The following is a 24220-nucleotide window of genomic DNA, read 5'->3' as shown; positions in this document are numbered from 1 at the left end:
GGCCCAAACAGTCATCGCAAATTTAGAGAGCCACCCCATGCCCGCGATCAAGAAAATCCTCATCGCCAACCGCGGTGAAATCGCCTGCCGCATCCAGCGCACCGCCCAGGCTCTGGGCTACCGCACAGTCGCCGTATTCAGCGATGCCGACGCCGACGCCCTGCATGTGCAGATGGCCGACGAAGCGGTCAACATTGGCCCGCCCCCGGTGCAACAGTCCTACCTGAACATCCCGGCGATCATCGACGCCGCCCGCCGCACCGGCGCCGATGCGATCCATCCCGGCTACGGCTTCCTCTCGGAAAACGCCGGCTTCGCCCTCGCCTGCCAGGATGCCGGTCTCACCTTCATCGGCCCAAGCCCTGCAGCCATCAAATTGATGGGCAGCAAGCGCCTGTCGAAAATCGCCATGATCGACGCCGGTGTGCCCTGCATCAAAGGCTATCAAGGCGCCGAACAGGACGATACGACCCTGACCCGCGAAGCCGAACGCATCGGCTATCCGCTGATGATCAAAGCCAGTGCCGGTGGCGGTGGTCGCGGCATGCGCCTGGTGCACGAGGCAAGTGATTTGCTCGAGCAGATTCGTACCGCGCGCTCCGAAGCCCTCAATGGTTTTGGCAGCGCCGAGCTGATCCTCGAGCAGGCCTTGATCGACCCTCGCCATGTCGAGGTCCAGTTGTTTGGCGACCAGCATGGCAACCTGGTCTACCTCGGCGAGCGTGATTGCTCGATCCAGCGCCGCCACCAGAAAGTCATCGAAGAAGCGCCCTGCCCGGTCATGACCGCCGAGTTGCGCCAGGCCATGGGCGAAGCCGCGCTCAAGGCCGGACGTGCCGTCAGTTATGTGGGTGCCGGTACGGTGGAGTTTCTGCTCGATGCCCAAGGACAGTTCTACTTCCTGGAAATGAACACCCGGCTGCAGGTGGAACACCCGGTGACTGAACTGGTTACCGGACTGGACCTGGTGGCCTGGCAACTGCACGTCGCCGAAGGGCATCCCCTGCCGTTGCGCCAGGAGCAGGTACAGCTCAACGGACACGCCATGGAAGTGCGCCTGTATGCCGAAGATCCCGCGCAGGGATTCCTGCCGCAAACCGGGCAAGTCACGGCTTGGGAACCGGGACTGCAGGACGGCATCCGCATCGATCATGGCCTGATCGAAGGCCAGCACATCAGCCCCTTCTACGACCCCATGCTGGGCAAGATCATCGCTCATGGCGCAACACGCGAAGAGGCACGGCGCAAGTTGCTGCGGGCAGTACAGGACAGTGTATTGCTGGGCTTGCACAGCAATCAGCGTCTACTCACGAGCCTGCTGGAACATCCGCAATTTGCCAGTGGCGAATTCAGCACCGGCTTTATCCCACAGCATTTCGTCGAGCATGAGTGCCTCAACCCGGCTCTACCAAGCGCCGAACAGTTGGCCATCGCCGCCGCGTTTTTTTATCTGGCCTCGGCGCAGACTCATCACACCACGCTGGCCGGCTGGCGCAACAACGCCAGCGTACCGCTGCACTACCGTATCGGTCTTGAAGATCAGGTCTGGCCGGTGGCATTGCATGCGCAACCCGGCGGGTCGTTGCGGATTCAGGCCGTCAGCCGTCAGCTCGACCTGCAGGTCATCCACGACGATGGACGCCAGGCGACCCTGGAGATCGACGGCATTCGCCAACGCCACCACTACCGTCTGGACGCCGGACAACTCTGGCTGTTCACCCGCCCTGGCAGCCTGCGCCTGGTGGATCGCACTCAGGCACCGGTCAGCAGCCTGGCCAACGTCAGCTCCGGCACCCTCAAGGCGCCAATGGACGGAGCGATCGTCGACGTGCTCGTGCGCGAAGGCAGCCCCGTCACCAAGGGGCAACTGCTGGTTGTGCTGGAAGCCATGAAAATGGAGCATCCGCTGAAATCAGGTATCGACGGCGTACTCAAACGGCTGCAAGTTCAGGTCGGCGACCAGGTGAAAAACCGTCAGATTCTGCTGGAGGTCGAATAAGCCGCTAGGCGCAACGGCCGGGTTTAGCTACGCTCAACGCCTATAGGACGCGGATACCAGGAACCCTGCGATGCCTCACTGGCTGGTCATTGATCTGGAGGCCACCACCGATGAGGGCGGTTGGCCAATCACAGATATGGAAATCATTGAAATCGGCGCCACTCTGGTCGATCGCAAGGGACGTGAGCTGGATCACTTCCAGCGCTTTGTCCGGCCGCTGCGCCGGCCATTGCTGACCCCGTTTTGCCGCGAGCTGACCCACATCACCCAGGCCAGCATCGATGCCGCACAACCTCTGCGCGAGGTCTGGCCTGCGTTCGAGCGCTGGCTCGGCCAGCATCACACACGCCTTGAAGGCTGGGCCAGTTGGGGCGACTACGATCGCAAACAGCTGCTCCTGGAATGGCAGCGGCTGCAACTGGACAGCGTACTGACCCAGGTGACCCACATGAACCTCAAGCAACGCTTCGCCAAGGCCCGAAGACTGGAACGGCCGCTGGGGCTCAATGGCGCCCTGCAACTGGCCGGTATGCAGTTCACCGGCCAGCAGCACCGGGCGCTGGAGGATGCGCGCAATACCGCACGCCTGCTGCCGCTGGTTCTTCCGCTTTAGACAGGTGACGGCGCCAAGGGCCTTGTGCATACTGGCCGGCCCTTTTCAGCCCTTTTCGAGGAATCGCCCATGTTTAAAGTCAACGAGTACTTCGACGGCACCGTCAAGTCGATCGCCTTTGGCACCGCAGAAGGTCCGGCGACCATCGGCGTCATGGCTCCGGGCGAATACGAATTCGGCACCAGCCAGCGGGAAATCATGCACGTCGTTAGCGGCGCCCTGACGGTCAAACTGCCGGACAGCAACGGCTGGGAAACCTTCGCCGCCGGCAGCCAGTTCAACGTGCCGGCCAACAGCAAGTTCCAGCTCAAGGTTGCCGTCGATACTGCCTACCTGTGCGAATACCGCGGCTAAACCTGCGGATTTTCACCGCGACAAAAAAATGCCCGCGTTCCTGAACGCGGGCATTTTTCGTTCTACCGGGGACTACTCGAGGATCTCGACCGGCATGCCGACTTCGAGTCGACCATTGCTGTCGTTGACCAGATTCTGGCCGAACATTGCGCCATCCGCCTGGGAACGGTACTTCTGCAAGGTTGCCAGAGGCTCGCGATCATCGCTGCGTTCCCCGGTTTGCGGATCGATCGTGGTCAGGATGCAGCGCGAGCAGGGCTTGACCACCCGGAACTCGACCTCGCCGATGCGAATACGCTTCCAGCCATCTTCGGCGTAGGCTTCGCTGCCTTCGATCACAAGGTTGGGACGGAAACGCAACATCTCCAGGGGACGCCCGACCCGTTGCGACAGCTCCTCCAGGGACGCCTGGCCGATCAGCAACAATGGAAAGCCATCGGCGAATGCCACCTGATCGTCATCCTTGCCGTAGCCTGCCTGGGTCGTGCGCGCACGATCGAGCGGCACCTGCACCAGCCGCGTCGGTTTGCCGATGAACTCGCTGACCCAGGCAGCGGCCTCATCACCCGCATCGGGGACCCGCAAGGTGTCGCGCCAGATCGTCACGCCGCGCAATTGAGCGGCACTGCCGGGCAAGGCAACATTGATCGGCGCATGATCGGGCGCCGCAAGGGTCAGCCCCCCTTGAGCATTCCACAATGCCGACAGCTGGCTCATCTGCGCTACCGCTCGCTGGGTCAGGAAACGTCCGCTGGCCTCGTCCACCAGCATCCAGCGTCGATCGCCGTCCAGCCCCAGTTTGTCGAGACTGATCTGTGCCAATGTCTCGCCCTTGCCCGATTTCAACGGATAACGATAAAGCGCGCTCAGACGCAGCATGGCCAGCTCCTTGTCAGGCAAAAGCGTCACCCTATACGAGCTTCAGCGGCGAATCAAAGCCTGGATGGCGCCAAAGTCCCCTGTAGGAGGCTAATGCTGTTCACTTAAGCGGGCACACACCTTGTGGCGAGGGGGCTCGCCCCCGTTGGGCCGCGAAGCGTCCCCAAAACCTGCCACCGAGGTGTATCAGGTATACCGCGTGTAGTGGTTTTACGACTGCTCCGCAGCCGAACGGGGGCGAGCCCCCTCGCCACAAGTGTGCGCCCCAGCTTAAGTGAACAGCATTATCCTGTAGAAGCCGGGGTTATCAGGCTGGCACTTCGTCGAGTATCAGACGCTGGCGCACTACGTCGACGAGTTTGTCCGGCTGGAACTTGGAGAGGAAATCGTCGCAGCCAACCTTCTTGACCATCGATTCGTTGAAGCTGCCGGACAGGGAGGTGTGCAGCACCACGTACAACCCGCGCAGACGCGGATCATTGCGGATCTCGGTGGTCAGACGATAGCCGTCCATTTCCGGCATTTCCGCATCGGTGAACACCATCAGCAGTTTTTCGGTCATATCGATCCCGCTGTCGGCCCAGGCCTTGAGCCTGTTCAAGGCTTTCAAGCCGTCACTGGCGACATGCATCTTCACCCCGAGCTGACCCAGGGTGTCACGCAGTTGCGACAAGGCCACATTCGAGTCATCGACCAGCAGCACTTCGCGGCCACGGGCACGTTCCAGCACCGGGTCGTCGAGCTTTTCCCGGGATACCTTGGCATTGTAGGGGACGATTTCGGCGAGGACTTTTTCCACATCGATGATTTCCACCAGTTGATCATCGACCTTGCTGATAGCCGTCAGGTAATGCTGGCGACCAGCACTGGTGGGTGGCGGCAGGATGGCCTCCCAGTTCATATTGACGATGCGGTCCACGCCCCCGACCAGGAATGCCTGCACGGAGCGGTTGTATTCGGTGACAATAATCGTGCTGCCAGGCCCCGGAACCAATGGACGCATGCCGATGGCCTGGGACAAATCGATGACCGGCAGAGTCTGGCCACGCAGGTTGACCACACCGCAAACGAAAGGGTGACGCTGCGGCATCAGGGTCAACTTCGGCAGCTGCAAGACTTCCTGCACTTTAAAGACGTTGATCGCGAATAATTGCCGTCCGGCGAGCCTGAACATGAGAATTTCCAGGCGATTCTCACCCACCAGTTGCGTGCGTTGGTCTACCGTGTCGAGAATGCCAGCCATCAATGGGCTCCTGGTCTTGTTCGGGTGAATTCACTAAAGATGGTTATCGGCTGTTATCACCGAAGCTTGATCCGCTCTAAAATGCCACGCGCAAGCATTGATATCACTTTGACATCATGCTTTACTAGCGGCACATTTCATTGGCTGCCCCCGTCGCGCGACCACCGATTGCTCGACAGGTTCCGCTGCGTAGGGGATTCCCCTAGCCACAATCAGTTACAACCTGATATTCGCAATATCCAATTGCCATTAATGTGACGCCATTCTCATTGCATGAACGGAGTCAGGCTTTTGTGTGCGATCGCAGCTAATTGGCCTAGCACCCTCTTGTGTTCCCCTGCCCGCTCCATGGCTGGCGGCAGCTCGTTGCCTGGTCTGACTGACAACGGCGAGGTCCCGACCGTCCTCCTCGACACACACGACATCCCCTCATTTGACATGACGTTGTGGAGGTAAGTATGCCGAACGAACGTACACAGTGGGCTCAGCGGCTCCCGGAGTTTCTCGTCGAGGCTGAAACACTCCTGGCCAAAACCGAAGAATGCCTCAGCCACCTGCAATTGATCAGCAACGACAGGGACGCCATCGACTGCATGCTCAACACCCTCCTGAAGCTGGCCAACAAGGCTGATGCCTTGGCGTTGGCAGCCGTTTCGGAGTTTTCCCTGCACATCCATGACCTGCTCAACCACGCCCAGAATCACATTAACCTGCATGACGAAGCGCTGAGCGCCCTGAAAGACTGCCTGACCCTGATTGCCTGGCAGCTCGAACTCATTGACCAGACCACTGGCCAGTTGAGTCTGGACGACAGTGAACAGGTGACCCTGATCGAAGCGTTTGCCGTTCAGGTGGGACAAAGCGGGTTTCAACCGGTCAACACCAGACCGCTCGCCCTCGTTTCCTACTCGGAACTGCACGCCTGAACAAACCCGGCTACGCCATGGTTGTGTATCCGGGACGTCGCAATTGCTATGAAATTCGCGTTCGAACATGTCGCAATTGGATACTTCATATCCATGAACGACATGTGTGAACAAACAACTATTACTTTCGGTAGTTGCGTGTCCATCAACGTCCAGGGTTCTGCCTGGCAGCAACTACTAAAGACCGCAAATAGCCAACCAGCTCATCACACAGTCATGCGTTCCATTTTGGAACCGGCATCCAGGCCAGCCAAAAGCCAGACTATCTGAACAACTATCCCACCGCGACCGACGGTATCTTAAGTGCTATTATGGCGCTTATTAGTTGACGCCAATTATTAGCAGTGTGAATTCAGGCCAGCACAGCCCAAACCAGGCTCATGGCTGATTTGCTGCCGAGAAAGTGTGCCCCGTTGAAGTCGACGCTCCACCTAACAAAAACAGAGACCGTCAATCAGCATGACCGGTCTGCCCGTCAGCGAACACCCAATGGCTCCAACCGCTATGCACGCCAGCCTCAAGTCAATAACCCTGCGGCCGCCCAGCCGGGAAAATGCGTGCAGGCTCACGCTTTTTCTATGCATCTGTTCGAGCCTCGGCAGCCTGCTGATCTACATTCGGTCATTGCAGTTGCCCCTCGGGCTTCTGTCGCTCGACATTGCCGCCTTGGGCGGTGTCTGGGTGCAATACCTGCTTTCGCGCAAGTCCATCAAGTTTGAGCCGCAAGAACTGGCCGACCGGCTGCTGCAAGTTCAGGAAAGCGAACGTCACCGATTGAGCCGCGAACTGCATGACGATATTGGCCAACTACTGACAGCGGCAAAGCTGCAAAGCGAATGGCTCAAACGCCGGATGCCCGAGGACCTTCAGGGGCAATGCTCGCTTCTGTGCGAGACGCTGGAGGAAACACTGGCCAAAGTTCGCGATGTATCGGCCATTCTCAATCCCCGCCAGTTGGCCAGCCTGGGCCTGGAAGCCAGTCTGCGCGCACATCTGCTCAAGACCCTGGCCAATACGCCAGTGCACTGGAGTCTGGAGTGCCAGCAGCGCTTGACCGGTATACCGGAAGAAATGGCCGTCGCTGCTTTTCGGATCACCCAGGAAGCGGTTACCAATATCCTGCGACACGCCGAGGCGAAAAACCTGCTGGTCTGTCTGCAGCGCCTGCCACAAGGCCTGAAGTTACAAATCAGCGACGATGGTCAAGGCTTTGCACCTGCCATCGACCCAGGCCGTGAGGGACAACGCGGGATGGCCGGGATGACGGAAAGGATTGATCAACTGGGCGGCACGCTGACCGTTATCAGCGAGCCCGGCAAAGGCACTCAGATCGAAGCTCTATTTCCCTGGGCGCCTCGTGCGCTCGAACGGGCCAGTCCGAATAAGGTTATGCATTGACTTGTAATTTACTTTTGGTGGATGACCACTCGCTGATCAGGGCTGGCGTGCGTGCCCTGGTAATGGATCTTCCCGGCTATGCGGTCATCGGCGAAGCCAATGACGGCGCGCAACTGCTCGAAATGGTCGAACAGTTGTCCCCGGATATCGTGCTGCTGGATATCTCCATGCGCCAGACCGGTGGCCTTGAAGCACTGCTACAGCTCAAACGAATCTGCCCGCAGAGCAAGGTGCTGATCCTTTCGATGCATACCGATCCCGCGATCATCATGCAGGCACTGGAGTCCGGAGCCCATGGCTACCTGTTGAAGGACACGACGGCCACCGAACTCGAGCACGCGCTGGAGGCCCTGCGCAACAACGAGCGCTATCTGAGCCCGGCCATCGCCCATACCGTCATCAATCAGGCGTTGATCCGCAATCAGAAACACCCGCCGCAGGCCGCCGACTCGCACAATCTGACGGCGCGCCAGCTGGAAATCCTGCGCCTGATTGTCCGCGGCAAATCCACCCGGGAAATCGCCAGCGGCCTGTACCTGAGCGTCAAGACCGTCGAAACCCACCGTTCACAGATCATGAAGCGCCTGCAGATTTTCGATGTCGCCGGGTTGGTACTTTTCGCAGTACGCGAACAGATCATCAGTCTGGACGACTAGTCGGCCTCACCCGTACTCAACAACGGCGAGCGCTCGGGCAGATGCACGAGCAGCGCCGCCGGCCGCACCGCAAACCTCAGGCTGTCGCCCTCCAGCGGTTCGCCATCAAGATTGATGAAAAGCCCCTCCGACACCTTGATTTCAACCCATGGCAACCGGGCGCGTACAAACATGCTGTCGATGCCAAAACCTTCGGAAAGCAGATTTTTCAAGGTGCCGACGACTTCCTGCGGCGCAGGCAGGATACTGATATCGAGCAACCCGTCATCCACCAGCGCCTGCGGGCACAACACCCGCCCTCCGCCAGCCTGACGCCCGTTGCCGATGCCGAGTGCGAGCAGATCGCCGCTCCAGTGGAAATCCGGCCCCTGCAGCTCACCATAAGCGGCATGCAACTCAGCGAAGCGTGAAAGACCGGTAAACAGATAGGCCGCGCCGCCGAGGACTTTCTTCAAGTCTTCGGAAGTGTTCGCCGTGACCAGACTGCCAAAACCACCTGTGGCCATGTTCAGGAAGATCTGCCCGCCCACCTCCCCAAGGTCGATGGCAGTGGGCGCGGTGTCCATAAGTTCCAGGGCCTGATCGGGCTCCAGGGGCACCCCCGCTGCGCGCGCGAAATCATTGGCAGTGCCCAGAGGCATCAGCACCAGGCTGGCCTTGGTCGATTGCGACGCCATGGCCTCGGCGATATCGCGCAGAGTGCCATCACCGCCACCGGCAATGATCTGTCGATATCCGCCAGCCAAGGCCTCCTCGACCAGCCTTTGCGCGTCCCCGGCCTCCCAGGTCAATCGAACGGCCACCTCCCAACCTTGCTCACGCTTGCTTTCGACCGCCTCACGAACCGCGTCGTTGAGCGCCTGCTTGCCATGCAGAATCAATAAGGCCTTGCGCTCGCTCATCATTGTCGCTCCCGGTTTGAAGGGCATCCGGAGAATGTTGACCACGAAGCGCCCTATAAAAGTTGCAAAAAAAACCAATAATTTGCGTTTGGGTAAATGTGGAAATATGGATGTCGAGATTTTTCTTACAAAACGTGAGGAATCGGCTCAATTGACCACAAATCGGGATTAGTACACTTTGGGCCCAAGTTTTTAGTCATCAGCAAAATCAATACAAGGATGTGCAATGCAAAACCAAACCAACAGGTCACCGGTGATGCAAGTTTTAACACCTGCAGAAAAACGCCCCGACCATCACGACCAGCCCGGCAACAATGTGAAAGCCATCGAAGAAACAGCGCTGGAGCCTCGCATCGTTGAACTGGAAACTCGACTCAGATACATATCCAGAGATGTGGATGAGTTCCATGACGACGTCAAGTCAATCAAATACAGGCTGGCCTATTCCGCTGGCGGAACCGCCGTTGTTCTCGGGCTCCTTGGCTGGATCGCCAATAGCCGATTCGAGCAGATCATTTCATTGATCCTGAGTCATTGAGCGACCAGAAACGCTAAACCCGGTTCAATCACCGGGCTTGCGTGAAAAGGCGGCGGCAGCCATCAGTTGAGGACTTCACTCAGTGGAATGAAGTTGACGATATCGCCCTGCACCAGCGTGCGATCCTCAAGTACTTCAACCAGACCGTCCGCCCAGGCGGCACTGCGCAGTACGCCGGAGCTCTGGTTTTTGTAGATGATTGCCTGACCGTTTTCCATGCGCCCTCGTAAATACTCCCGTCGATTGCCGGGAATCGGCCAGTCAAAGCCGGCCGGCACTCGCACCTTGAGCGGTTCGGTGTCGTTTACGCCTTGGCGGCGCAGGAGATAGGGTCTGGCCAACAAGGCAAAAGTCACCAGCGTCGATGCCGGATTGCCCGGCAACCCAATCACCGGTACGCCACGAAAATGCCCGAATGTCAGTGGTTTCCCCGGTTTGATGGCAAGCTTCCACAGAGACAACTCCCCCTCCTCGCGCAAGGCGATGCCGAGAAAATCCGCCTCACCTACCGATACGCCACCGGTCGAGAGAATCAGGTCGACGTCCTGCATTTCACCCAGTCGGGTACGGGTGGTTTGCAGATCGTCCGGAAGAATTCCCGCATCGACGACTTCACAACCCAGGCGCTGCAACCAATTGCAGAGCAACACTCGATTGCTGTTGTAAATCTGCCCAGGCCCCAACGCCTGTCCCGGTTCGATCAATTCATCTCCGGTGGACAACACCGCAACGCGCACTTTGCGAACCACTTCCAGCCCGGCACATCCCAGGGAAGCGGCCAACCCCTGCTCGATGGGCCCCAGACGCGTGCCAGCCGGCAGCACCAGCTCACCGACGGTAGTTTCCTGGCCTTGGGGGCGAATGTTCTGGCCCGGTTTCATGGCCTGGATGAAACGCACTCGCTGATCCGCCTGGACCTCGGCGTTTTCCTGCATCTCGACGCAGTCGGCACCGGCGGGAACCGGTGCACCGGTGAAGATTCGCGCGCAGGTTCCGGGCTGCAAGGGGTCGGGAGCCTGCCCGGCAAAGATCTTCTGACTGACCACCAGTGGCTCGCCAGCCCAGTCGGCCGTGCGCAAGGCGTAACCATCCATGGCGCTGTTGGGCCACGGCGGCAGATCAAGCGTCGACACCAGGTCTTGCGCCAGCACACGTCCTTGAACCTGAGCCAACGGCAAATGCTCACGCTCGACAATTGGCGTGTCATCGGCCATTTCGAGCAAGCGTGCCAAGGCCACCTCGACCGGCATCAGGCTGCCGGTCTTGCCTGGCTTACCCACGGGATTCACAGGCTGGCGCCTGCTTCAAGTGCGGTACGAAATTGCATGGGCGATGCCGCGCATCCAGCTGTTCGGCAAGTATGCCGTCCCAACCGGTGCGTACTGCATTGGTCGACCCCGGCAGGCAGCACACCAGCGTGCCATTGGCCAGGCCAGCCAATGCTCGCGACTGAACGGTCGAGGTGCCGATGTCCGCCACCGATATCTGGCGGAACAGCTCGCCAAAGCCATCGACCTGCTTGTCCAGCAGGCAACTGACCGCTTCCGGTGTGCTGTCACGCCCGGTAAAGCCGGTGCCTCCGGTGATCAACACCACTTGCACAACATCATCGGCGATCCAGGTGGCAACTTGCGCACGGATCTTGTACAGGTCATCTTTAAGTATCACCCGGGCAGCCAGGTTATGACCGGCAGCGACCAGCCGATCGACAAAGACCTGGCCCGAGGTATCGGTTTCCAGTGTGCGGGTATCACTGACAGTCAGCACCGCGATGTTGAGCGGTGCGAAAGGTACATCAGCCTTGGCTTTCATAGGCTCGTCCAGTTGTAGGAGAAACAGCCCGGTGTTATATCACAGCGCCCCGTTTTTTCGCCGCCTGCGTGGAGACTTGCAATGATCACCCGTACGAATTTATTGACTTGCTCCATTTTGCTCCTGGCGGGCGGTCGTGGCCAACGCATGGGCGGCCAGGACAAGGGGCTACTGGACTGGCAGGGCGAACCGCTGATTGCACATCTGCATCGTCAGACCCGCCCTCTGACAGATGACCTGATCATTTCCTGCAACCGCAACCCGCAGCGGTACGCAGCCTATGCCGATCAGTTGGTCCATGACGATGAAGGTGACTTTCCGGGGCCGCTGGCCGGTATTCGCGCGGGCCTCAAAGCCGCGCGTCATCCCCATCTGCTGGTGCTGCCCTGCGATGTACCGCGTGTCGATGCGGCGCTGCTGACCAGCATGCGCGAATCCGCCGGCCAACACCCGGACCAGCCGTTGATGCTTCGCCATGACGAACACTGGGAGCCGCTGCTGTGTGTGATACCTGTAGCGTTGCGGGCTGAATTCGACAAAGCCTGGAATGAGGGTGAGCGCAGCCCCGGCCGACTGATGCGCAAGCTCGGTGCGACCGCCTTGACATGCCCTGACAATGATCCTCGCCTGGCCAACCTCAACACGCCGCAGCTGTTGAGCACTCACCACACTGTGTCAAACTGATACCCAAGGAACTTGCTGGCGCTGTGTACGTCTCAAGTTCAGTAACCAAAGAATTCATATTCGGAGACACACTCATGACACAACGGACCCTCGCCACTTTCATGCTTGCACTGGGCCTCGCCACCCTCGCCGGTTGCGCATCGCCAACAGTGATCACCTTGAATGACGGTCGCGAAATCCAGGCAGTCGACACCCCGGACTTCGACCAGGATTCCGGTTTCTACGAGTTCGAACAGCTCGATGGCAAGCAGACGCGCATCAACAAGGATCAGGTTCGTACCGTTAAGGAGCTGTAATTCCTACGAGACACCGGATACAGAAAAGCCCGCTGAATGCGGGCTTTTTCATGGCTGGAGAAAGCGGATCGTCCAGGGTTGATGATCACCATTGCAAGGTGATTTCACTCTCGAACTGCCTTTCCTGGCCTGTCACCGGGTCGATAAACTTCAGCCCCTGGGCCAGCAGCTTCAAAGGATTGGCGTAGTCATCTTCTGCATCCTTGAGTACCTCAGGGTAAAACGGATCGTTGCAGATACCGGCCCCCAATGCCGACATGTGCACCCGCAGCTGATGCTTCTTGCCCGTCACCGGGTAAAGCCCATAGCGCCACAGATCTCCGTGCGTTTCCTTGACCTCGACAGCCGTCTCGGTGTTGCTCGCACCCGGGCCTTCCTGCATGCGGAAGAAAGGCTCGCCATCGATGAGGCGGCTTTTGTGAACCAGCGGAAACGAGTGTTGAGGCAAGGCCCGGGCGATGGCCTCATAGCGTTTTTCGATCTGCCGGGTCGGGAACAACGACTGATAAGCCGAACGACTCTGGGGGTTGGCGGAAAACAGCACCAGGCCTGCGGTGTGCCGGTCAATGCGATGCAGCGGTACCAGATGCGGGTTGTCCAATCGACGGATCAAGCGTCTTAGCAGAGTCTGTTCAACGTATTCACCTGCCGGTGTCACCGGAAGGAAATGCGGCTTGTCGGCCACCACCAGGTGCTCGTCCGCATACAGAATCGACTCGATCACCGGGATCGGTTTTTCGTCCGGCACTTCGCGAAAATAGTGAATCCGCAAACCTTCCTTGTAGGCGAGATCCAGGGCGATTGGCTGGCCGTGCCCATCGAGGACACGACCACGAGCGATTCTATCCAGCCACTGTTCACGACCAATGGCGCTGAAGTGCTCGCACAGGCATTCGAGAACGGTCAACCAAGGCCCCGGTGGCAAATACAACGTGCTGGCCTGACTCTTTGCCGCGCAAAATGATGAAGTGGACATACGACGCTCTAACCCTCAATGCTGAGCGCCATTATCCAGCAGCGGCGTGAACGAGCCTAGAAGATAATCCTCAGGCCGAAATCTGCGTGCGCGCCGCCGCTTCGGTGTATTCCTTGAGCCAGCGCAGCACATCGACCGCTTCCCAGCGAACCGGGTCGTACAATGCATACAACAGACCCTGATAGCCCACGACGTCCAGTTGCCTGTGATAGCCAGCCCGCTGAAACAGGGCCTCGATCTCTGCGAAGCAGGTATTGAAATGGGTTTTGTTGAATGGTGTTTTACCTTCGGTTACCAGACCATCGAGCTGCAATTCAAGGACAGCCTCGCGTACCACGTCCGCGGACATCCTGTTCACGCTGCTCTTCAACTGTTCGACATTGACCACGATTGATCCCTCTCTCGCCCGGTCTTGACTGCATATTCCTGACGATCAGGAGCCGCAAACCGGGTATTGCGAATAACTGTATGCGCATACAGTATCCGAACAACACCGGTTAAGCCAAGGGTATCGATCATAAAGTTCGACAGACGGGAGCACCGCCAGCGCATTGCTCAGAGCAGGAATGCTACCAGCTCATCGGCACTGAACGGCCAGCCCAACTCCGCACCGGTATCAACCCGTCGCAGCACAGGAATGCGCAGGCTATAAGCCTCGAACCAGGTTTCGTCGTCAGCGATATCCACCAGTTCCACCAGCAGGCCGCGCTCGACGAACTCCATCAGCATGGCTTCGGCGACTTCACAGAGATGGCACCCAAGGGTGCCGAACAGCTGACATTCAGGAAGCATGAGCGCTCAACCAGAAAATTGAGTGACTATTCTAGGCCTGCCCCGAAAAACCGTCGAGCGGTTGAATACTCCCTGCGCCACCTCCAAAGGGTCGGGGCGAACAGAGATATCCTGACGCACATCAGTTGCCACTGCCGTCATTTACCGGATGCTCAGGGTTTATTTGCCTCTACGCTTGTAGAGCAGACTTATTCACCGGGGTGATTAGTGTTCAGCAATCTATTGATCATCTTTGCCTCTTCCCTGGTGGTCATCGCCCTGTTCCAGCGGCTTCGACTGCCACCGGTACTGGGCTATCTATGCGTGGGGATGCTGATCGGGCCGGCCGCCTTCAACTGGGTCAATAGAAGCGAAGAGCTGCCGGACCTCGCAGAGCTGGGCGTAGTGTTTCTGTTGTTCTCGCTCGGACTGGAGTTTTCCCTGTCGAAAATGCTCGCAATGCGCCGGCTGGTGTTGGGTCTTGGCAGCCTGCAGATGCTGGTCTCGGCGCTTGTGCTGGGCGGATTACTGATGTTGCTCGGCATTCCTTCCACACCCGCCATGCTGCTCGGCGCCGGCCTGGCGCTGTCCTCTACCGCCATTGTCAGCAAGGAACTGGGCAGCCTCGGCGAAATCTTCAGCAGCCATGGCCAGAATGCCATCGCTGTACTGTTGTTTCAGGACATCATGGCGGTGCTGTTGCTGACCCTGGTCCCGGTGTTCGCCGGCAATAGCGAGCAGCTCTGGTATTGGGCGCTGCCACTGACCCTGGGCAAAACCGTCGTGCTGTTCGTCGGCCTGCTGCTGGCCAGCCGCTGGTTGCTTCCGCGCCTGTTCCATGAAGTGGCGGCAGCCCGCTCACCAGAACTGTTTGTGTTGCTGGCATTGGTGATTGTGCTGTTGACAGCCTCCCTGACTCACTTGCTCGGCCTGTCTGCGGCCCTGGGGGCATTTCTTGCCGGCATGTTGTTGGGTGAAAGTCATTACCGCCATCAGATCGAAGCTGACCTGCGACCGTTCCGCGACATCTTGCTTGGGTTGTTCTTCGTCAGTATCGGCATGTTGATCGACTTGCAGCTGTTTACCAGCCAAGGCCTGCTGATTCTCGCCCTGACTCTGGGCTTGATGTTGATCAAGGGCTGCGTGGTTGCGCTATTGCTCAAGTGGCGCGGCAGCGACAGTGAAACCGCGTGGCGCAGCGGCCTGGCCTTGGCCCAGGGTGGAGAGTTCTGTTTCGCCTTGATGGCGCAGATGCAGCTGCACAAATTGATGCTCGGCGACCTCGGTGGCCCGTTGCTGTCTGCGACATTCTGCTCGATGTTGTTGACTCCGTTGCTACTGCGCGCAGCTCCACATATCGCCGCTCGCCTGCACCATAAATCCAGCGAAGAAACCAAACTCGAGGAAATCAGCGCACTCAGTGCCGGCCTGCACAACCATGTGGTGATCTGTGGCTATGGCCGCGTCGGTCAAGCAATCGGCCGTTTGCTCAACCATGCCCGGCAACCCTACATTGCTCTGGACAATGATCCCGTGCGAATTCAGGAAGCCGCGGTCGCTGAAAAATGCGTGCATTACGGCGACTCCCGACGTCGTGAATTGCTGATTGCCGCAGGACTTGAGAGGGCAAAGTTGCTGGTAATCGCTGTCGACCGCACGGATGTGGCGCTGCTGATACTCAAGCAGGCACGCCGTTGCCATTCGACCGTACCGATCCTTGTGCGCACCCGTGATGACAGTCGCCAGGCCGAACTCAAGGAGGCCGGCGCCAGCGAAGTCGTGCCTGAATTGCTGGAGTCCAGCCTGATGCTCGCCTCCCAGGCATTGATCCTGTTGGGTCTGTCCGACCAGCAGGTGCAAGTTCATGTCGATCAGGTGCGACGCGACCGCTATCGCCTGCTGCATGGCTTCTATCCGGGCGCCACAGATGAAGAGACCTGACTCAATCCTGACTCACGGCGCCGATCTTGTGAATCGACAGGTCCGCGCCGTAATACTCCTCTTCCTGACTCAGGCGTAACCCATGCAACGCCTTGATCACGCCATACACCGCAAAGCCACCGGCCAGCGCCACGCTCACGCCAAGCACAGTGCCCAGCAACTGACTGATCAGGCTGACCCCGCCCAGGCCGCCCAAGGCACTCTGGCCGAAAATCCCGCAGGCTATGCCGCCCCACGCGCCACACAGACCATGCAACGGCCACACACCCAGTACATCGTCGATGTGCCATTTGCCCTGGGCGGCGGTAAAGCACCAGACAAACAGTGCCCCGGCGATGGCCCCTGTGACCAGCGCACCCACCGGGTGCATCAGGTCCGAGCCGGCACAAATCGCCACCAGCCCTGCCAATGGACCGTTATGCAGAAAGCCGGGGTCATTACGACCGACGATCAATGCAGCCATCGTCCCGCCGACCATGGCCATCAGCGAATTGACCGCCACCAGCCCGCTGACGCCTTGCAGAGTCTGCGCACTCATCACGTTGAAGCCGAACCAGCCGACGATGAGAATCCACGAACCCAGCGCCAGAAACGGAATGCTCGAGGGGGCGAATGCAACCAGGCGGCCGTCGCGATAACGGCCATTGCGCGGCCCAAGCAACAACACCGCCGCCAGTGCCAGCCAGCCGCCCATGGCATGGACCACCACGGAACCTGCAAAGTCATGAAAGCCGGCACCGAAGCGTTCAAGCAACCAGGCTTGCAAGCCGAAGTTGCCGTTCCAGACCATGCCCTCGAAGAATGGATAGATGAAAGCCACGATCAGCACCGTTGCGCACAGCTGCGGGACAAATCGGGCGCGCTCGGCAATGCCCCCGGAAATGATCGCCGGTATTGCCGCGGCAAAGGTCAGCAGAAAGAAAAACTTCACCAGCCCATAGCCATGGTCGGCATTGAGCACGGCGGCCGGTTGCATGAAAGTCACACCATATGAAATCCAATAGCCTATAAAGAAATAGGCCAGGGTCGAAACGGCAAAATCGCTGAGGATTTTCGACAGCGCGTTGACCTGGTTTTTTTGCCGAACCGTTCCGACTTCCAGAAAGGCGAAACCGGCGTGCATGGCGAGCACCATGACCGCACCGATCAGAATGAACAGTGTGTTGGAACTATGGACCAGACTGTCCACAGCACTTTGCAGGTTTTCCATCGGTTGGCAGACCTCAAGGCTGAAAAAAAGCACCAAAGCAGTTCGCGGCAGCGCTCCATGCACCATGTTGCGGCCTCACGCAATCAGGAGGTTCAACCGGTTGAACCGATTTGGCGCACATATGCTGTCCGGACAAAACATGGCCCGCACGGGTGTCCGTATTCGGATTCCGGTACTACGGTTTTACTCAAAGCATGCCCGGCAATAGCGCAACGGCGCAGCTGGCGCACCACGAGATAGCAAAAGTTGTACCAGTCATTTGTACTGAACCTTCATTCAAGGCTCATACTCGAACGATTCAGAAAGCCACCTATGGAGATCCCACATGGCCAGCATCAAGGCAAAGACTGCTCAAGAAATCCTGATGAACGACTTCCAGACTCTGGTCAGCGACACCGAACGCCTGCTGGAGCACACCGCCACCCTGGCCGGTGATCAGGCGGATGAGTTGCGCGAGCAGATCCACGACAGTCTGCTGCGCGCCCGCGAAACCTTGAAATTGACTGAAGACTCCCTGCGCGAGCGCGGCCAGGCTGCCGTTACCGCAACCGAAGACTATGTTCAAGCCAATCCATGGCAATCGGTCGGGATCGCGGCCGGTGTGGGTTTCCTGATCGGCCTGCTGGCCAGCCGGCGCTGATATGGCAATCGGTGAATCCGGCCCGTCCGTGACGGGTACAAGCGCATCATCGCGGCGCCTGGGTGCCGCTTTCCTGGGATTGCTGCACAGTCATGTCGAACTGTTCGGTATCGAACTGCAAGAGCAAAAGGCCCGCACGGTAAGCCTGTTGCTGTTTGCGGGGCTCGCGCTGGTGTTCGCGCTGCTATTGCTGGTGGGGTTGTCGGGACTGGTAATGATCCTGTTCTGGGACACGTATCGCCTGCCCGCCATCATCGGCCTCTGCGTGTTTTATGCGCTCGCCGCGATCTTCTGTGCAATTCGCTTGCGAGCTGCGATTTACGATGAATCCTCACCCTTCCATGGCACGCTCGAAGAGCTGGCCAACGATCGGGAGCGCCTGCTGCCATGAACCTGCCAGAACTGCCACGCAACAGCACGCGCGCAGAAATGCGCAAGACACTGATCCGCCTGCGCATGGAAATGCATCGCCAGGAAATCCGCCATGAATCCCGGCAACTGCTGGAGCCGCTGCAACGCATGCGCGGGATGACGCACAACCTGCAGGAGAGTTTCGGCATCAAGCACGCGCCACTCTGGGGCGTGGCCGCCGTCACTTTGCTGGGATTCCTGACCGGCAAGGGGGCAAAAAACGCTGGCGGCATCAGCACCCTGAGCCGTCTGGTTCGCTTGGGCAATACCCTTGGGCCGCTGATCAAACTGGTGATGCAAGGTTCTTCGCACAGAAACTGACCAGCAGGTTCGACCTGCTTTTCTACCATGGCTGCCAGATGCCTCCTTCTGCCGAGGGGGGCATTGCCGTGTACATGCCCGGGCGGCAGGCACAAATCTGCGGCTCATCGCCTCGACGCTGGCCGGTTACAGTTGCGCTTGCAGGTGCCGTCGCGAAACGGGAAGCTAGGCCATCAGTCACCGGACGGAGAGAACCAGCCTTGGATTGGCACACCCTGCTTACCCGCGAACGCCTCGGAAAGCCTCTGCACAGCCCTGAAGAACTGGGCCGCAGTCCTTTTCACAAAGATCATGACCGCATCATTTTCTCGGGGGCGTTTCGCCGCCTCGGGCGCAAGACCCAAGTGCATCCGGTCTCCAGCAACGATCACATACACACGCGCCTGACCCATTCGCTGGAAGTCAGCTGCGTGGGCCGCTCCCTGGGCATGCGGGTCGGTGAAACCATCCGCAGCTCTCTGCCCGACTGGTGCGAGCCCAGCGACCTGGGAATGGTGGTGCAATCGGCCTGCCTGGCCCATGACATCGGCAATCCACCTTTTGGCCACTCCGGTGAAGATGCTATTCGTCACTGGTTCCAGCAAGCCGCCGGTCGTGGCTGGCTGGATGCGATGAGCGAAACCGAGCGCAATGACTTCCTGAACTTCGAAGGCAATGCACAAGGCTTTCGGGTACTCACCCAGCTTGAATACCACCAGTTCGACGGCGGTACCCGGCTGACCTATGCGACCCTGGGTACCTACCTGAAATACCCGTGGACGGCGAAGCACGCCGACTCCCTGGGCTACAAGAAACACAAATTCGGTTGCTACCAGAGCGAGCTGTACTTAGGCCTTGCAGCCAAAAATGACATTTCTTGAAAAGCAACAGCCAAAAAGCTATAAGTGCAACTATCTGGAAATATCTAGCCGCTTTAGCTTTCAAAAAAAGAATAAGAAGGGTTTTGCTAGGACCTTACTTTACCACCGATGCCGTGAACCAAGCTGAACCACTGTATCAGCATCGAACCAACCAACTTGTTCGAGAGTTTCATGGAGAACTCTACTCCTATCAATAAAACTTTGTACGCTCACAATAAAACTCCTTAACAAAACCAACATTCGAAATGTTTAAATTATCGACTCTGATTCCTCCTGTCAGCCTTTTCAGCGGGCTCGACGTAATCACCAATATCGACGCCTGACCTAACAAAATCAGCCAGTTTACTAGCATAGAGTTGGCTATGAGGGTTACTGATGATTACCTTGTTAGCAAGGAGAATCTGATCAACATCGTGAACGTCATGAACTGTCAAAACATTTGTGTTCCCTTTCACTTTTGGAAAATGGATATGAGCCATAACCCTAGGCGAGAGAGGAATAGCACCGTAGGCCAATAAATCAAGTTCTGGCGGAGGGTTCATGTGTATTAGAGAAGGTGAATCAGATGTCAGATAACCTAAGTCCGTATGGTTTCTAGTGATAGTCAATGTGCAACCGGATTTCTCAAGCGAAGCTGAAAATTCTAGTGCATGAAAGAAAGCCATAACCTTCAACACAGAGTCTTTTTGTTCTTCGGTTAGAGTTTTTTTGAGGCCGTTTCGATCAATATGAATCTTCGGGATAAGGCTCCGAAGCTCAATCATCTTCTCTTTTGTTCTAAATAGTTGCGTCCCAAATAGCACAAAGATAAACGTAGCGGTTTTGCGAGTAGGTTTATACCAAGACTCATCAAAATCTGAATTAGCAAATTTTTTAATTTCGGCCGATATTGCAGTCTCAATTCTTTCATAATTATCTTCAAGGTGGTGAAGAGTCATATGCTTGAAGGCAGACTTTACGTTTTCAAGTAAAGCTTCATCGCGATTAACGATGCCAATTTCTTTGTTTATCACATCATCCATTAGCTTCAGCAGAGTCAAATTCTGCAAGTGCTTTTCAAGAACCTTACTGCATAGAGACTGCTCACCGAACATATATTTAAGCGTGTCAAGGACATCATCATCAATCTCAATGCCGTAGAAGTATCTTTCTGTACCTACCTCCTTCGCCGTTTGTTTGTCAAAAACTTTAAAGCTATCGAACTCCGATCTTTTCACAAAAAACCGTTTATTGACTAGCCACTGCTCCAAATAAAATCTAGACACATAATGTTGATTCTTTTTGTAATTCAACTTTGTGAGGTCAATCATTTCACAGTTTTCAGCGTTGTTTTCCATAACCCTATTCCTTAGCATACCAGTGCGTCACAGCCATTATGTCGTTCTGCATAATCTCGATGAAACGAATCGCCTCTCAGCTCTATCGCTCTAGACCCATTCCATTGAATTGACGTGCCAAATGCATCGCATAGTTGTCGGTCATGCCACTAACGTAATCGAGCACCTGCATAATTGCCCCATACTCTCTGGAAACACCGTTAGATCCGTTCAAGGCGGTTAAATCTAAACTCAAAAGGTCAACCACCCGCCTTGTCTTGGAGTCGGCTACGCCGCCGCTTCTGACGTAATTCAAGGCGGCAGTACAGCTTACATTCAACAAGGTAGAAATGGTGCTGTAGGCTCCAATCTCTAGCTCAACCTTGCGGGGATGCTGAAAGATTTCGTCTCGAGCGAGGGCTTTAGCAGACGCTACACAGTCCCTAACGTTTCTGTCGCACAGGTCAAGGATACCCAGAGCCTTACCGGTCATAATCTCATCATGGTTGCCCATAAAGGCAGCAGCACCAGCATCTACAAAAGCTGAAATGACTTTCCCACGTACCAAAGAGAGCCGACGACCTACCTTCATGCCTTGCATGTCTTTCATGAGCTGGTTTTTCTGATGGTCATCAAGGACAAGACACAGGATCTCAAAGACCTTATCCCACTCCAAAATTCCCATTTCTACACCATCCTCAAGATCCAGAATGGCATAACAGAAGTCATCAGAGACCTCCATCAGGTTCGCAAGGGGATGACGACAACGCCAGCCTTCACCCAGTTGAAGCAGGCCGGTAGCATCTGCCACCTCGTTAAAGAGGTCTAACTCAGAACTGTAGACCCCATATTTGTTCTTAACAGGCCGCAGGTCATTCATCGCGTCTTCAGCCAACCATGGGTATTTGATGAATGCACCCAATGAAGCGTATGTCAGACGCATGCCTCCATCATGAGGATGGTACTCAGATGTCGTCAGAACCCTGAAGCCTTGTGCGTTGCCTTCAAACCGACGCAGGTCAGTGGCCTCTGATAGAGGAAGATGCTCAATGAGCTTTGCACCAGCGTCATTGGAGAACCAGTGACGTATTGCCTCTTCGCCAGTATGACCAAATGGAGGATTGCCAATGTCGTGAGCGAGGCAAGCAGTTTGGACAATATCACCAATATCAGAAGCCGAATGTTGCTCGGGTATCAGCCGCTTACTCAGAAGCTCTTGGCCTACTCTCACGCCCAGCGTCCGCCCAACACAAGCCACTTCTAAGCTATGCGTGAGGCGATTGTGAACATGGTCATTAGTAGCCAGAGGATGAACCTGTGTTTTTCTGGCAAGACGTCTGAAAGCACCGGAGAATATCACTTTGTCATGATCTGAGTGAAAAGGTGAACGGCCTAGCTCAGATTTAGGAGGCCGACCACCAAGACGGGTATTATTCAGCAGCTTATCCCAACTCATACTAGCCATATCACTACCTTTAACACATAGGCAAAGCGTTTAAATATAGCTCAGCCATAGATATTTGCAATAAAAAAGAGATACGCACTAAACAGTTGATTAAGAGCTAACCATTCAAACCCGTCCAGCATTCCAAAATACTAAAAATTAAACGCTACATCCAGCACATCACTTTACCCAAGCTTTGAGGACGGGATATAGTTTGAATATCGAAAAACACCCAAGACCTTCGCAGGCAGGAACACATGACTGATAAAGCTCTCAACAATCAAGAAATAGAGAAAATCAGTCAAAAAATGGATTTACTGATAGAAACCTCAAGCACCAACCTCATAAACTACTGCCAGATAGTTCAAAAAAAGAGAGGTGAAACGAATTTTTTGACAGCTCAACTGTATTACACAGTGGGCACGGGATATTACTCAGCATACAGAGCTATAATCGCGGACGAGTGGAGTTCACCTTACATAAAAAGAGCTATCTATTATTTACGGAAAGCCTTGCATGAGCTGAGCAGTCAAAAAGATAAATACTATAGTTTTGAAAGCAGTAAAGGACTTGCCCACTTTAGCACTGCACACCTCCGCTCAAAAACAAGTATAAATCTTGCAAATTACCTGACCGAGCAACATCGGCATCTTGAAGCCTTAGAATTTTATGATTTAGCTATTGATGAAAAAAATGCTTTCGGCCTCACCACCAAGGCACTATGCCTGATAGAAGCCAGCGAGAGCATATATGATGAAAACTCAAGATTCTTTTTCTACAAACATTCATATAGACTTTCTAAAAAAGCAAAACTATCAGAAAGCGTAAGCACTCCGGGAGAACAGAACTTATTTGAGCAGCTAAATCATCGACTCAATCATTACTGCAAATGGTTTGAAGCCCAATACCCTAAATATCTAGATTCCGACCACTCAGACACTCACAAAGAAAACTTTATGAACAGAAAGCATAAATCATACCTTGACTGGGTGGGGAAGAATAAACTATTCCTGAATTTCACAAACAATGTCATCACAGAGGAATACGCATACGAAGATTGTCTTTACTTGCCTTCATTTAGTGAAAAAATAAATCACTTATTACTCCCCAGTGAAGAGCTTGCATACCACTCTCACTTTGAAGAGATAAAAGACACCTATAAATATGCTAGATACCTATTCCATACTGCCTTACAAATCCCAATCGAAACTGAGCACATGTATAATTCGACAACCTCACAAGTCGAAAGCTACGATTCGACCTTCTACGATTTAAAGACCAATCACTACAGAACAGCTCTTCGCTGCCTTTACTCCATACAAGACAAAATCGCTTACTTCATCTATAAATTTTTTAAAGTCTCAGACAGTGAAATACCCGAACACAAAGTCAACATAAACAGCATATTTTCTTCTAACCAGAAACCCGCTATTTGGTTGAGTGAAGTCAAAAACCCATATTTGAGAGCACTTTATTTTCTGAGCCAAGACATTCATGATACTGGCGAAAAAAATAGCACTACCAATAAAGACCCTAACGCTAACCTTTTCCTAGCCGATGTTAACTACCCAAGAGCAAACGTTGTAAATAAAATACGGAATGCTCTTGAGCATAAATCGCTGAAAATAGTTGATTCGTTCGGATATGAGCTATCCCAGAAACCCTATAACCCGGAAAACACCCTAAAAGCAGCCGAAACAAAGCTGAGCGAGCTGGATGCTGATAGCGAAGAGCACAAAAAACTAGTTGAGCTTATAACAGAAAAAAAACGGCTCCAGTCGTATGGTGAAGCCATATCAATCGAAGACCTTGAACAGCAGATCATGGGCCTATTCAAAATGTCCAAAACGGCAATGATGTACCTAGCCTTGTCCATTCACCACCAAGAAAAGTCGCTACCTGACGATGACACTCTTCGGATCCATCGAGAGGTTCCGCACCGCTGACTCTGCTAGCCCGATGGAGCGGACTATTGAAAGTCCTAGCCTAAAACCCCAAATGTCAGCATGCGTCGCTTAAAGGTTCAGTGA

General features: G+C 55.6%; 25 protein-coding genes and 1 pseudogene. 15 read left to right on the top strand and 11 right to left on the bottom strand.

From position 1 onward, the window contains the following. Positions 1-37: 37 nt before the first annotated feature. From KW839_RS20615 to KW839_RS20605, 3 genes are all read left to right on the top strand, one after another. Positions 38-1999, top strand: coding sequence for an acetyl/propionyl/methylcrotonyl-CoA carboxylase subunit alpha (locus KW839_RS20615; RefSeq protein WP_218425342.1), 1962 nt, complete (start codon positions 38-40; stop codon positions 1997-1999). 70 nt (positions 2000-2069) lie between these two features. Beyond that, the gene (locus tag KW839_RS20610; protein ID WP_218425341.1) at positions 2070-2612 is read left to right on the top strand and encodes an exonuclease domain-containing protein; all 543 of its coding nucleotides are present in this window, start codon (positions 2070-2072) and stop codon (positions 2610-2612) included. A 69-nt stretch (positions 2613-2681) separates the two neighbouring features. Next, the gene (locus KW839_RS20605; protein WP_007943304.1) at positions 2682-2966 is read left to right on the top strand and encodes a pyrimidine/purine nucleoside phosphorylase; all 285 of its coding nucleotides are present in this window, start codon (positions 2682-2684) and stop codon (positions 2964-2966) included. Positions 2967-3038: 72 nt separating this feature from the next. Here KW839_RS20605 and KW839_RS20600 read toward each other — a convergent pair whose 3' ends face one another. Together KW839_RS20600 and KW839_RS20595 are read right to left on the bottom strand one after the other, a co-directional pair. Further along, a complete protein-coding gene (locus KW839_RS20600; protein WP_218425340.1) occupies positions 3039-3845 on the bottom strand; it encodes an MOSC domain-containing protein in 807 nt (268 codons plus the stop codon). Between the two features lie 307 nt (positions 3846-4152). Then, on the bottom strand, positions 4153-5088 hold the full coding sequence (locus tag KW839_RS20595) for a chemotaxis protein CheV (protein ID WP_060540979.1): 936 nt from the start codon (positions 5086-5088) through the stop codon (positions 4153-4155). A gap of 458 nt (positions 5089-5546) precedes the next feature. Here KW839_RS20595 and KW839_RS20590 point away from each other — a divergent pair, with 458 nt between their 5' ends. From KW839_RS20590 to KW839_RS20580, 3 genes are all read left to right on the top strand, one after another. Continuing rightward, the gene (locus KW839_RS20590; RefSeq protein WP_218425339.1) at positions 5547-6014 is read left to right on the top strand and encodes a hypothetical protein; all 468 of its coding nucleotides are present in this window, start codon (positions 5547-5549) and stop codon (positions 6012-6014) included. A 504-nt stretch (positions 6015-6518) separates the two neighbouring features. Continuing rightward, positions 6519-7412: a sensor histidine kinase gene (locus tag KW839_RS20585; RefSeq protein ID WP_218425368.1), complete on the top strand. Its 894-nt coding sequence runs from the start codon at positions 6519-6521 to the stop codon at positions 7410-7412. After that, positions 7409-8068 carry a response regulator transcription factor gene (locus tag KW839_RS20580; RefSeq protein ID WP_060540976.1) on the top strand — a complete coding sequence of 220 codons (660 nt, stop codon included), beginning with the start codon at positions 7409-7411 and terminating at the stop codon, positions 8066-8068. Before KW839_RS20585 ends, KW839_RS20580 begins: the two co-directional genes overlap by 4 nt. On the opposite strand, the gene yegS is transcribed toward KW839_RS20580, so the two are convergent. Further along, positions 8065-8970 carry a lipid kinase YegS gene (gene yegS / locus KW839_RS20575; protein ID WP_060540975.1) on the bottom strand — a complete coding sequence of 302 codons (906 nt, stop codon included), beginning with the start codon at positions 8968-8970 and terminating at the stop codon, positions 8065-8067. The genes KW839_RS20580 and yegS overlap by 4 nt on opposite strands. A 226-nt stretch (positions 8971-9196) precedes the next feature. Here yegS and KW839_RS27720 point away from each other — a divergent pair, with 226 nt between their 5' ends. Next, complete coding sequence (locus tag KW839_RS27720; RefSeq protein WP_256352757.1) at positions 9197-9508, top strand: hypothetical protein; 312 nt, start codon at positions 9197-9199, stop codon at positions 9506-9508. A 62-nt stretch (positions 9509-9570) separates the two neighbouring features. On the opposite strand, the gene glp is transcribed toward KW839_RS27720, so the two are convergent. Together glp and moaB are read right to left on the bottom strand one after the other, a co-directional pair. Then, a complete protein-coding gene (glp, locus tag KW839_RS20565) occupies positions 9571-10797 on the bottom strand; it encodes a gephyrin-like molybdotransferase Glp (protein ID WP_218425338.1) in 1227 nt (408 codons plus the stop codon). Then, positions 10781-11320: a molybdenum cofactor biosynthesis protein B gene (moaB, locus tag KW839_RS20560; RefSeq protein ID WP_218425337.1), complete on the bottom strand. Its 540-nt coding sequence runs from the start codon at positions 11318-11320 to the stop codon at positions 10781-10783. Before moaB ends, glp begins: the two co-directional genes overlap by 17 nt. Before the next feature lie 81 nt (positions 11321-11401). On the opposite strand from moaB, the gene mobA reads away from it, so the two are divergent. Both mobA and KW839_RS20550 read left to right on the top strand, forming a co-directional pair. Next, positions 11402-12004 carry a molybdenum cofactor guanylyltransferase MobA gene (gene mobA / locus KW839_RS20555; protein WP_218425336.1) on the top strand — a complete coding sequence of 201 codons (603 nt, stop codon included), beginning with the start codon at positions 11402-11404 and terminating at the stop codon, positions 12002-12004. Positions 12005-12078: 74 nt separating this feature from the next. After that, positions 12079-12300, top strand: a complete 222-nt coding sequence (locus KW839_RS20550; RefSeq protein WP_060540970.1) for a YgdI/YgdR family lipoprotein — start codon at positions 12079-12081, stop codon at positions 12298-12300. An 85-nt stretch (positions 12301-12385) separates the two neighbouring features. Here the strand turns inward: KW839_RS20550 and KW839_RS20545 are convergent, their stop codons facing one another. The 3 genes from KW839_RS20545 to KW839_RS20535 form a co-directional block, all read right to left on the bottom strand. Next, a complete protein-coding gene (locus tag KW839_RS20545) occupies positions 12386-13276 on the bottom strand; it encodes a pseudouridine synthase (RefSeq protein ID WP_218425335.1) in 891 nt (296 codons plus the stop codon). A gap of 70 nt (positions 13277-13346) precedes the next feature. Continuing rightward, positions 13347-13664, bottom strand: coding sequence for a transcriptional regulator (locus KW839_RS20540; RefSeq protein ID WP_218425334.1), 318 nt, complete (start codon positions 13662-13664; stop codon positions 13347-13349). A 167-nt stretch (positions 13665-13831) separates the two neighbouring features. Beyond that, positions 13832-14068: a glutaredoxin family protein gene (locus KW839_RS20535; protein WP_060540967.1), complete on the bottom strand. Its 237-nt coding sequence runs from the start codon at positions 14066-14068 to the stop codon at positions 13832-13834. Positions 14069-14275: 207 nt separating this feature from the next. Here KW839_RS20535 and KW839_RS20530 point away from each other — a divergent pair, with 207 nt between their 5' ends. Then, the gene (locus tag KW839_RS20530; RefSeq protein ID WP_218425333.1) at positions 14276-15988 is read left to right on the top strand and encodes a monovalent cation:proton antiporter-2 (CPA2) family protein; all 1713 of its coding nucleotides are present in this window, start codon (positions 14276-14278) and stop codon (positions 15986-15988) included. 1 nt (position 15989) lies between these two features. Here KW839_RS20530 and KW839_RS20525 read toward each other — a convergent pair whose 3' ends face one another. After that, positions 15990-17198 carry an ammonium transporter gene (locus KW839_RS20525; protein ID WP_060540965.1) on the bottom strand — a complete coding sequence of 403 codons (1209 nt, stop codon included), beginning with the start codon at positions 17196-17198 and terminating at the stop codon, positions 15990-15992. A gap of 325 nt (positions 17199-17523) precedes the next feature. On the opposite strand from KW839_RS20525, the gene KW839_RS20520 reads away from it, so the two are divergent. The 4 genes and pseudogenes from KW839_RS20520 to dgt all read left to right on the top strand — a co-directional run. Beyond that, a complete protein-coding gene (locus KW839_RS20520) occupies positions 17524-17838 on the top strand; it encodes a YqjD family protein (protein ID WP_060540964.1) in 315 nt (104 codons plus the stop codon). A gap of 1 nt (position 17839) precedes the next feature. Next, positions 17840-18229, top strand: coding sequence for a phage holin family protein (locus KW839_RS20515; protein WP_060540963.1), 390 nt, complete (start codon positions 17840-17842; stop codon positions 18227-18229). Further along, complete coding sequence (locus KW839_RS20510; RefSeq protein WP_218425332.1) at positions 18226-18570, top strand: hypothetical protein; 345 nt, start codon at positions 18226-18228, stop codon at positions 18568-18570. The genes KW839_RS20515 and KW839_RS20510 overlap by 4 nt, the downstream gene beginning before the upstream one ends. A gap of 200 nt (positions 18571-18770) precedes the next feature. Then, positions 18771-19400, top strand: a pseudogene (gene dgt / locus KW839_RS20505) (dGTP triphosphohydrolase); the annotation flags it as partial. 284 nt (positions 19401-19684) lie between these two features. Here dgt and KW839_RS20500 read toward each other — a convergent pair. After that, positions 19685-20767, bottom strand: coding sequence for a DUF4238 domain-containing protein (locus KW839_RS20500; protein WP_218425331.1), 1083 nt, complete (start codon positions 20765-20767; stop codon positions 19685-19687). Positions 20768-20849: 82 nt separating this feature from the next. Then, complete coding sequence (locus KW839_RS20495; RefSeq protein ID WP_371318088.1) at positions 20850-22211, bottom strand: deoxyguanosinetriphosphate triphosphohydrolase; 1362 nt, start codon at positions 22209-22211, stop codon at positions 20850-20852. A gap of 236 nt (positions 22212-22447) precedes the next feature. Between KW839_RS20495 and KW839_RS20490 the strand changes: the two genes are divergently transcribed. Next, the gene (locus KW839_RS20490; RefSeq protein ID WP_218425330.1) at positions 22448-24136 is read left to right on the top strand and encodes an LA2681 family HEPN domain-containing protein; all 1689 of its coding nucleotides are present in this window, start codon (positions 22448-22450) and stop codon (positions 24134-24136) included. The last annotated feature ends 84 nt before the right edge of the window (positions 24137-24220 follow it).

The organism is Pseudomonas sp. PDM31 (assembly GCF_019218965.1).
Lineage (GTDB): Bacteria > Pseudomonadota > Gammaproteobacteria > Pseudomonadales > Pseudomonadaceae > Aquipseudomonas.
Note: the sequence above shows the minus strand (reverse complement) of the source record. Positions and strands in the feature narration are given on the sequence as shown.

Coding starts and splice junctions, on each gene's coding strand:
- KW839_RS20615 (WP_218425342.1), top strand. CDS start 38: ATGCCCGCGATCAAGAAAATCCTCATCGCCAACCGCGGTGAAATCGCC.
- KW839_RS20610 (WP_218425341.1), top strand. CDS start 2,070: ATGCCTCACTGGCTGGTCATTGATCTGGAGGCCACCACCGATGAGGGC.
- KW839_RS20605 (WP_007943304.1), top strand. CDS start 2,682: ATGTTTAAAGTCAACGAGTACTTCGACGGCACCGTCAAGTCGATCGCC.
- KW839_RS20600 (WP_218425340.1), bottom strand. CDS start 3,845: ATGCTGCGTCTGAGCGCGCTTTATCGTTATCCGTTGAAATCGGGCAAG.
- KW839_RS20595 (WP_060540979.1), bottom strand. CDS start 5,088: ATGGCTGGCATTCTCGACACGGTAGACCAACGCACGCAACTGGTGGGT.
- KW839_RS20590 (WP_218425339.1), top strand. CDS start 5,547: ATGCCGAACGAACGTACACAGTGGGCTCAGCGGCTCCCGGAGTTTCTC.
- KW839_RS20585 (WP_218425368.1), top strand. CDS start 6,519: ATGCACGCCAGCCTCAAGTCAATAACCCTGCGGCCGCCCAGCCGGGAA.
- yegS (WP_060540975.1), bottom strand. CDS start 8,970: ATGAGCGAGCGCAAGGCCTTATTGATTCTGCATGGCAAGCAGGCGCTC.
- KW839_RS27720 (WP_256352757.1), top strand. CDS start 9,197: ATGCAAAACCAAACCAACAGGTCACCGGTGATGCAAGTTTTAACACCT.
- moaB (WP_218425337.1), bottom strand. CDS start 11,320: ATGAAAGCCAAGGCTGATGTACCTTTCGCACCGCTCAACATCGCGGTG.
- mobA (WP_218425336.1), top strand. CDS start 11,402: ATGATCACCCGTACGAATTTATTGACTTGCTCCATTTTGCTCCTGGCG.
- KW839_RS20550 (WP_060540970.1), top strand. CDS start 12,079: ATGACACAACGGACCCTCGCCACTTTCATGCTTGCACTGGGCCTCGCC.
- KW839_RS20545 (WP_218425335.1), bottom strand. CDS start 13,276: ATGTCCACTTCATCATTTTGCGCGGCAAAGAGTCAGGCCAGCACGTTG.
- KW839_RS20535 (WP_060540967.1), bottom strand. CDS start 14,068: ATGCTTCCTGAATGTCAGCTGTTCGGCACCCTTGGGTGCCATCTCTGT.
- KW839_RS20525 (WP_060540965.1), bottom strand. CDS start 17,198: ATGGAAAACCTGCAAAGTGCTGTGGACAGTCTGGTCCATAGTTCCAAC.
- KW839_RS20520 (WP_060540964.1), top strand. CDS start 17,524: ATGGCCAGCATCAAGGCAAAGACTGCTCAAGAAATCCTGATGAACGAC.
- KW839_RS20515 (WP_060540963.1), top strand. CDS start 17,840: ATGGCAATCGGTGAATCCGGCCCGTCCGTGACGGGTACAAGCGCATCA.
- KW839_RS20510 (WP_218425332.1), top strand. CDS start 18,226: ATGAACCTGCCAGAACTGCCACGCAACAGCACGCGCGCAGAAATGCGC.
- KW839_RS20500 (WP_218425331.1), bottom strand. CDS start 20,767: ATGGAAAACAACGCTGAAAACTGTGAAATGATTGACCTCACAAAGTTG.
- KW839_RS20495 (WP_371318088.1), bottom strand. CDS start 22,211: ATGGCTAGTATGAGTTGGGATAAGCTGCTGAATAATACCCGTCTTGGT.
- KW839_RS20490 (WP_218425330.1), top strand. CDS start 22,448: ATGACTGATAAAGCTCTCAACAATCAAGAAATAGAGAAAATCAGTCAA.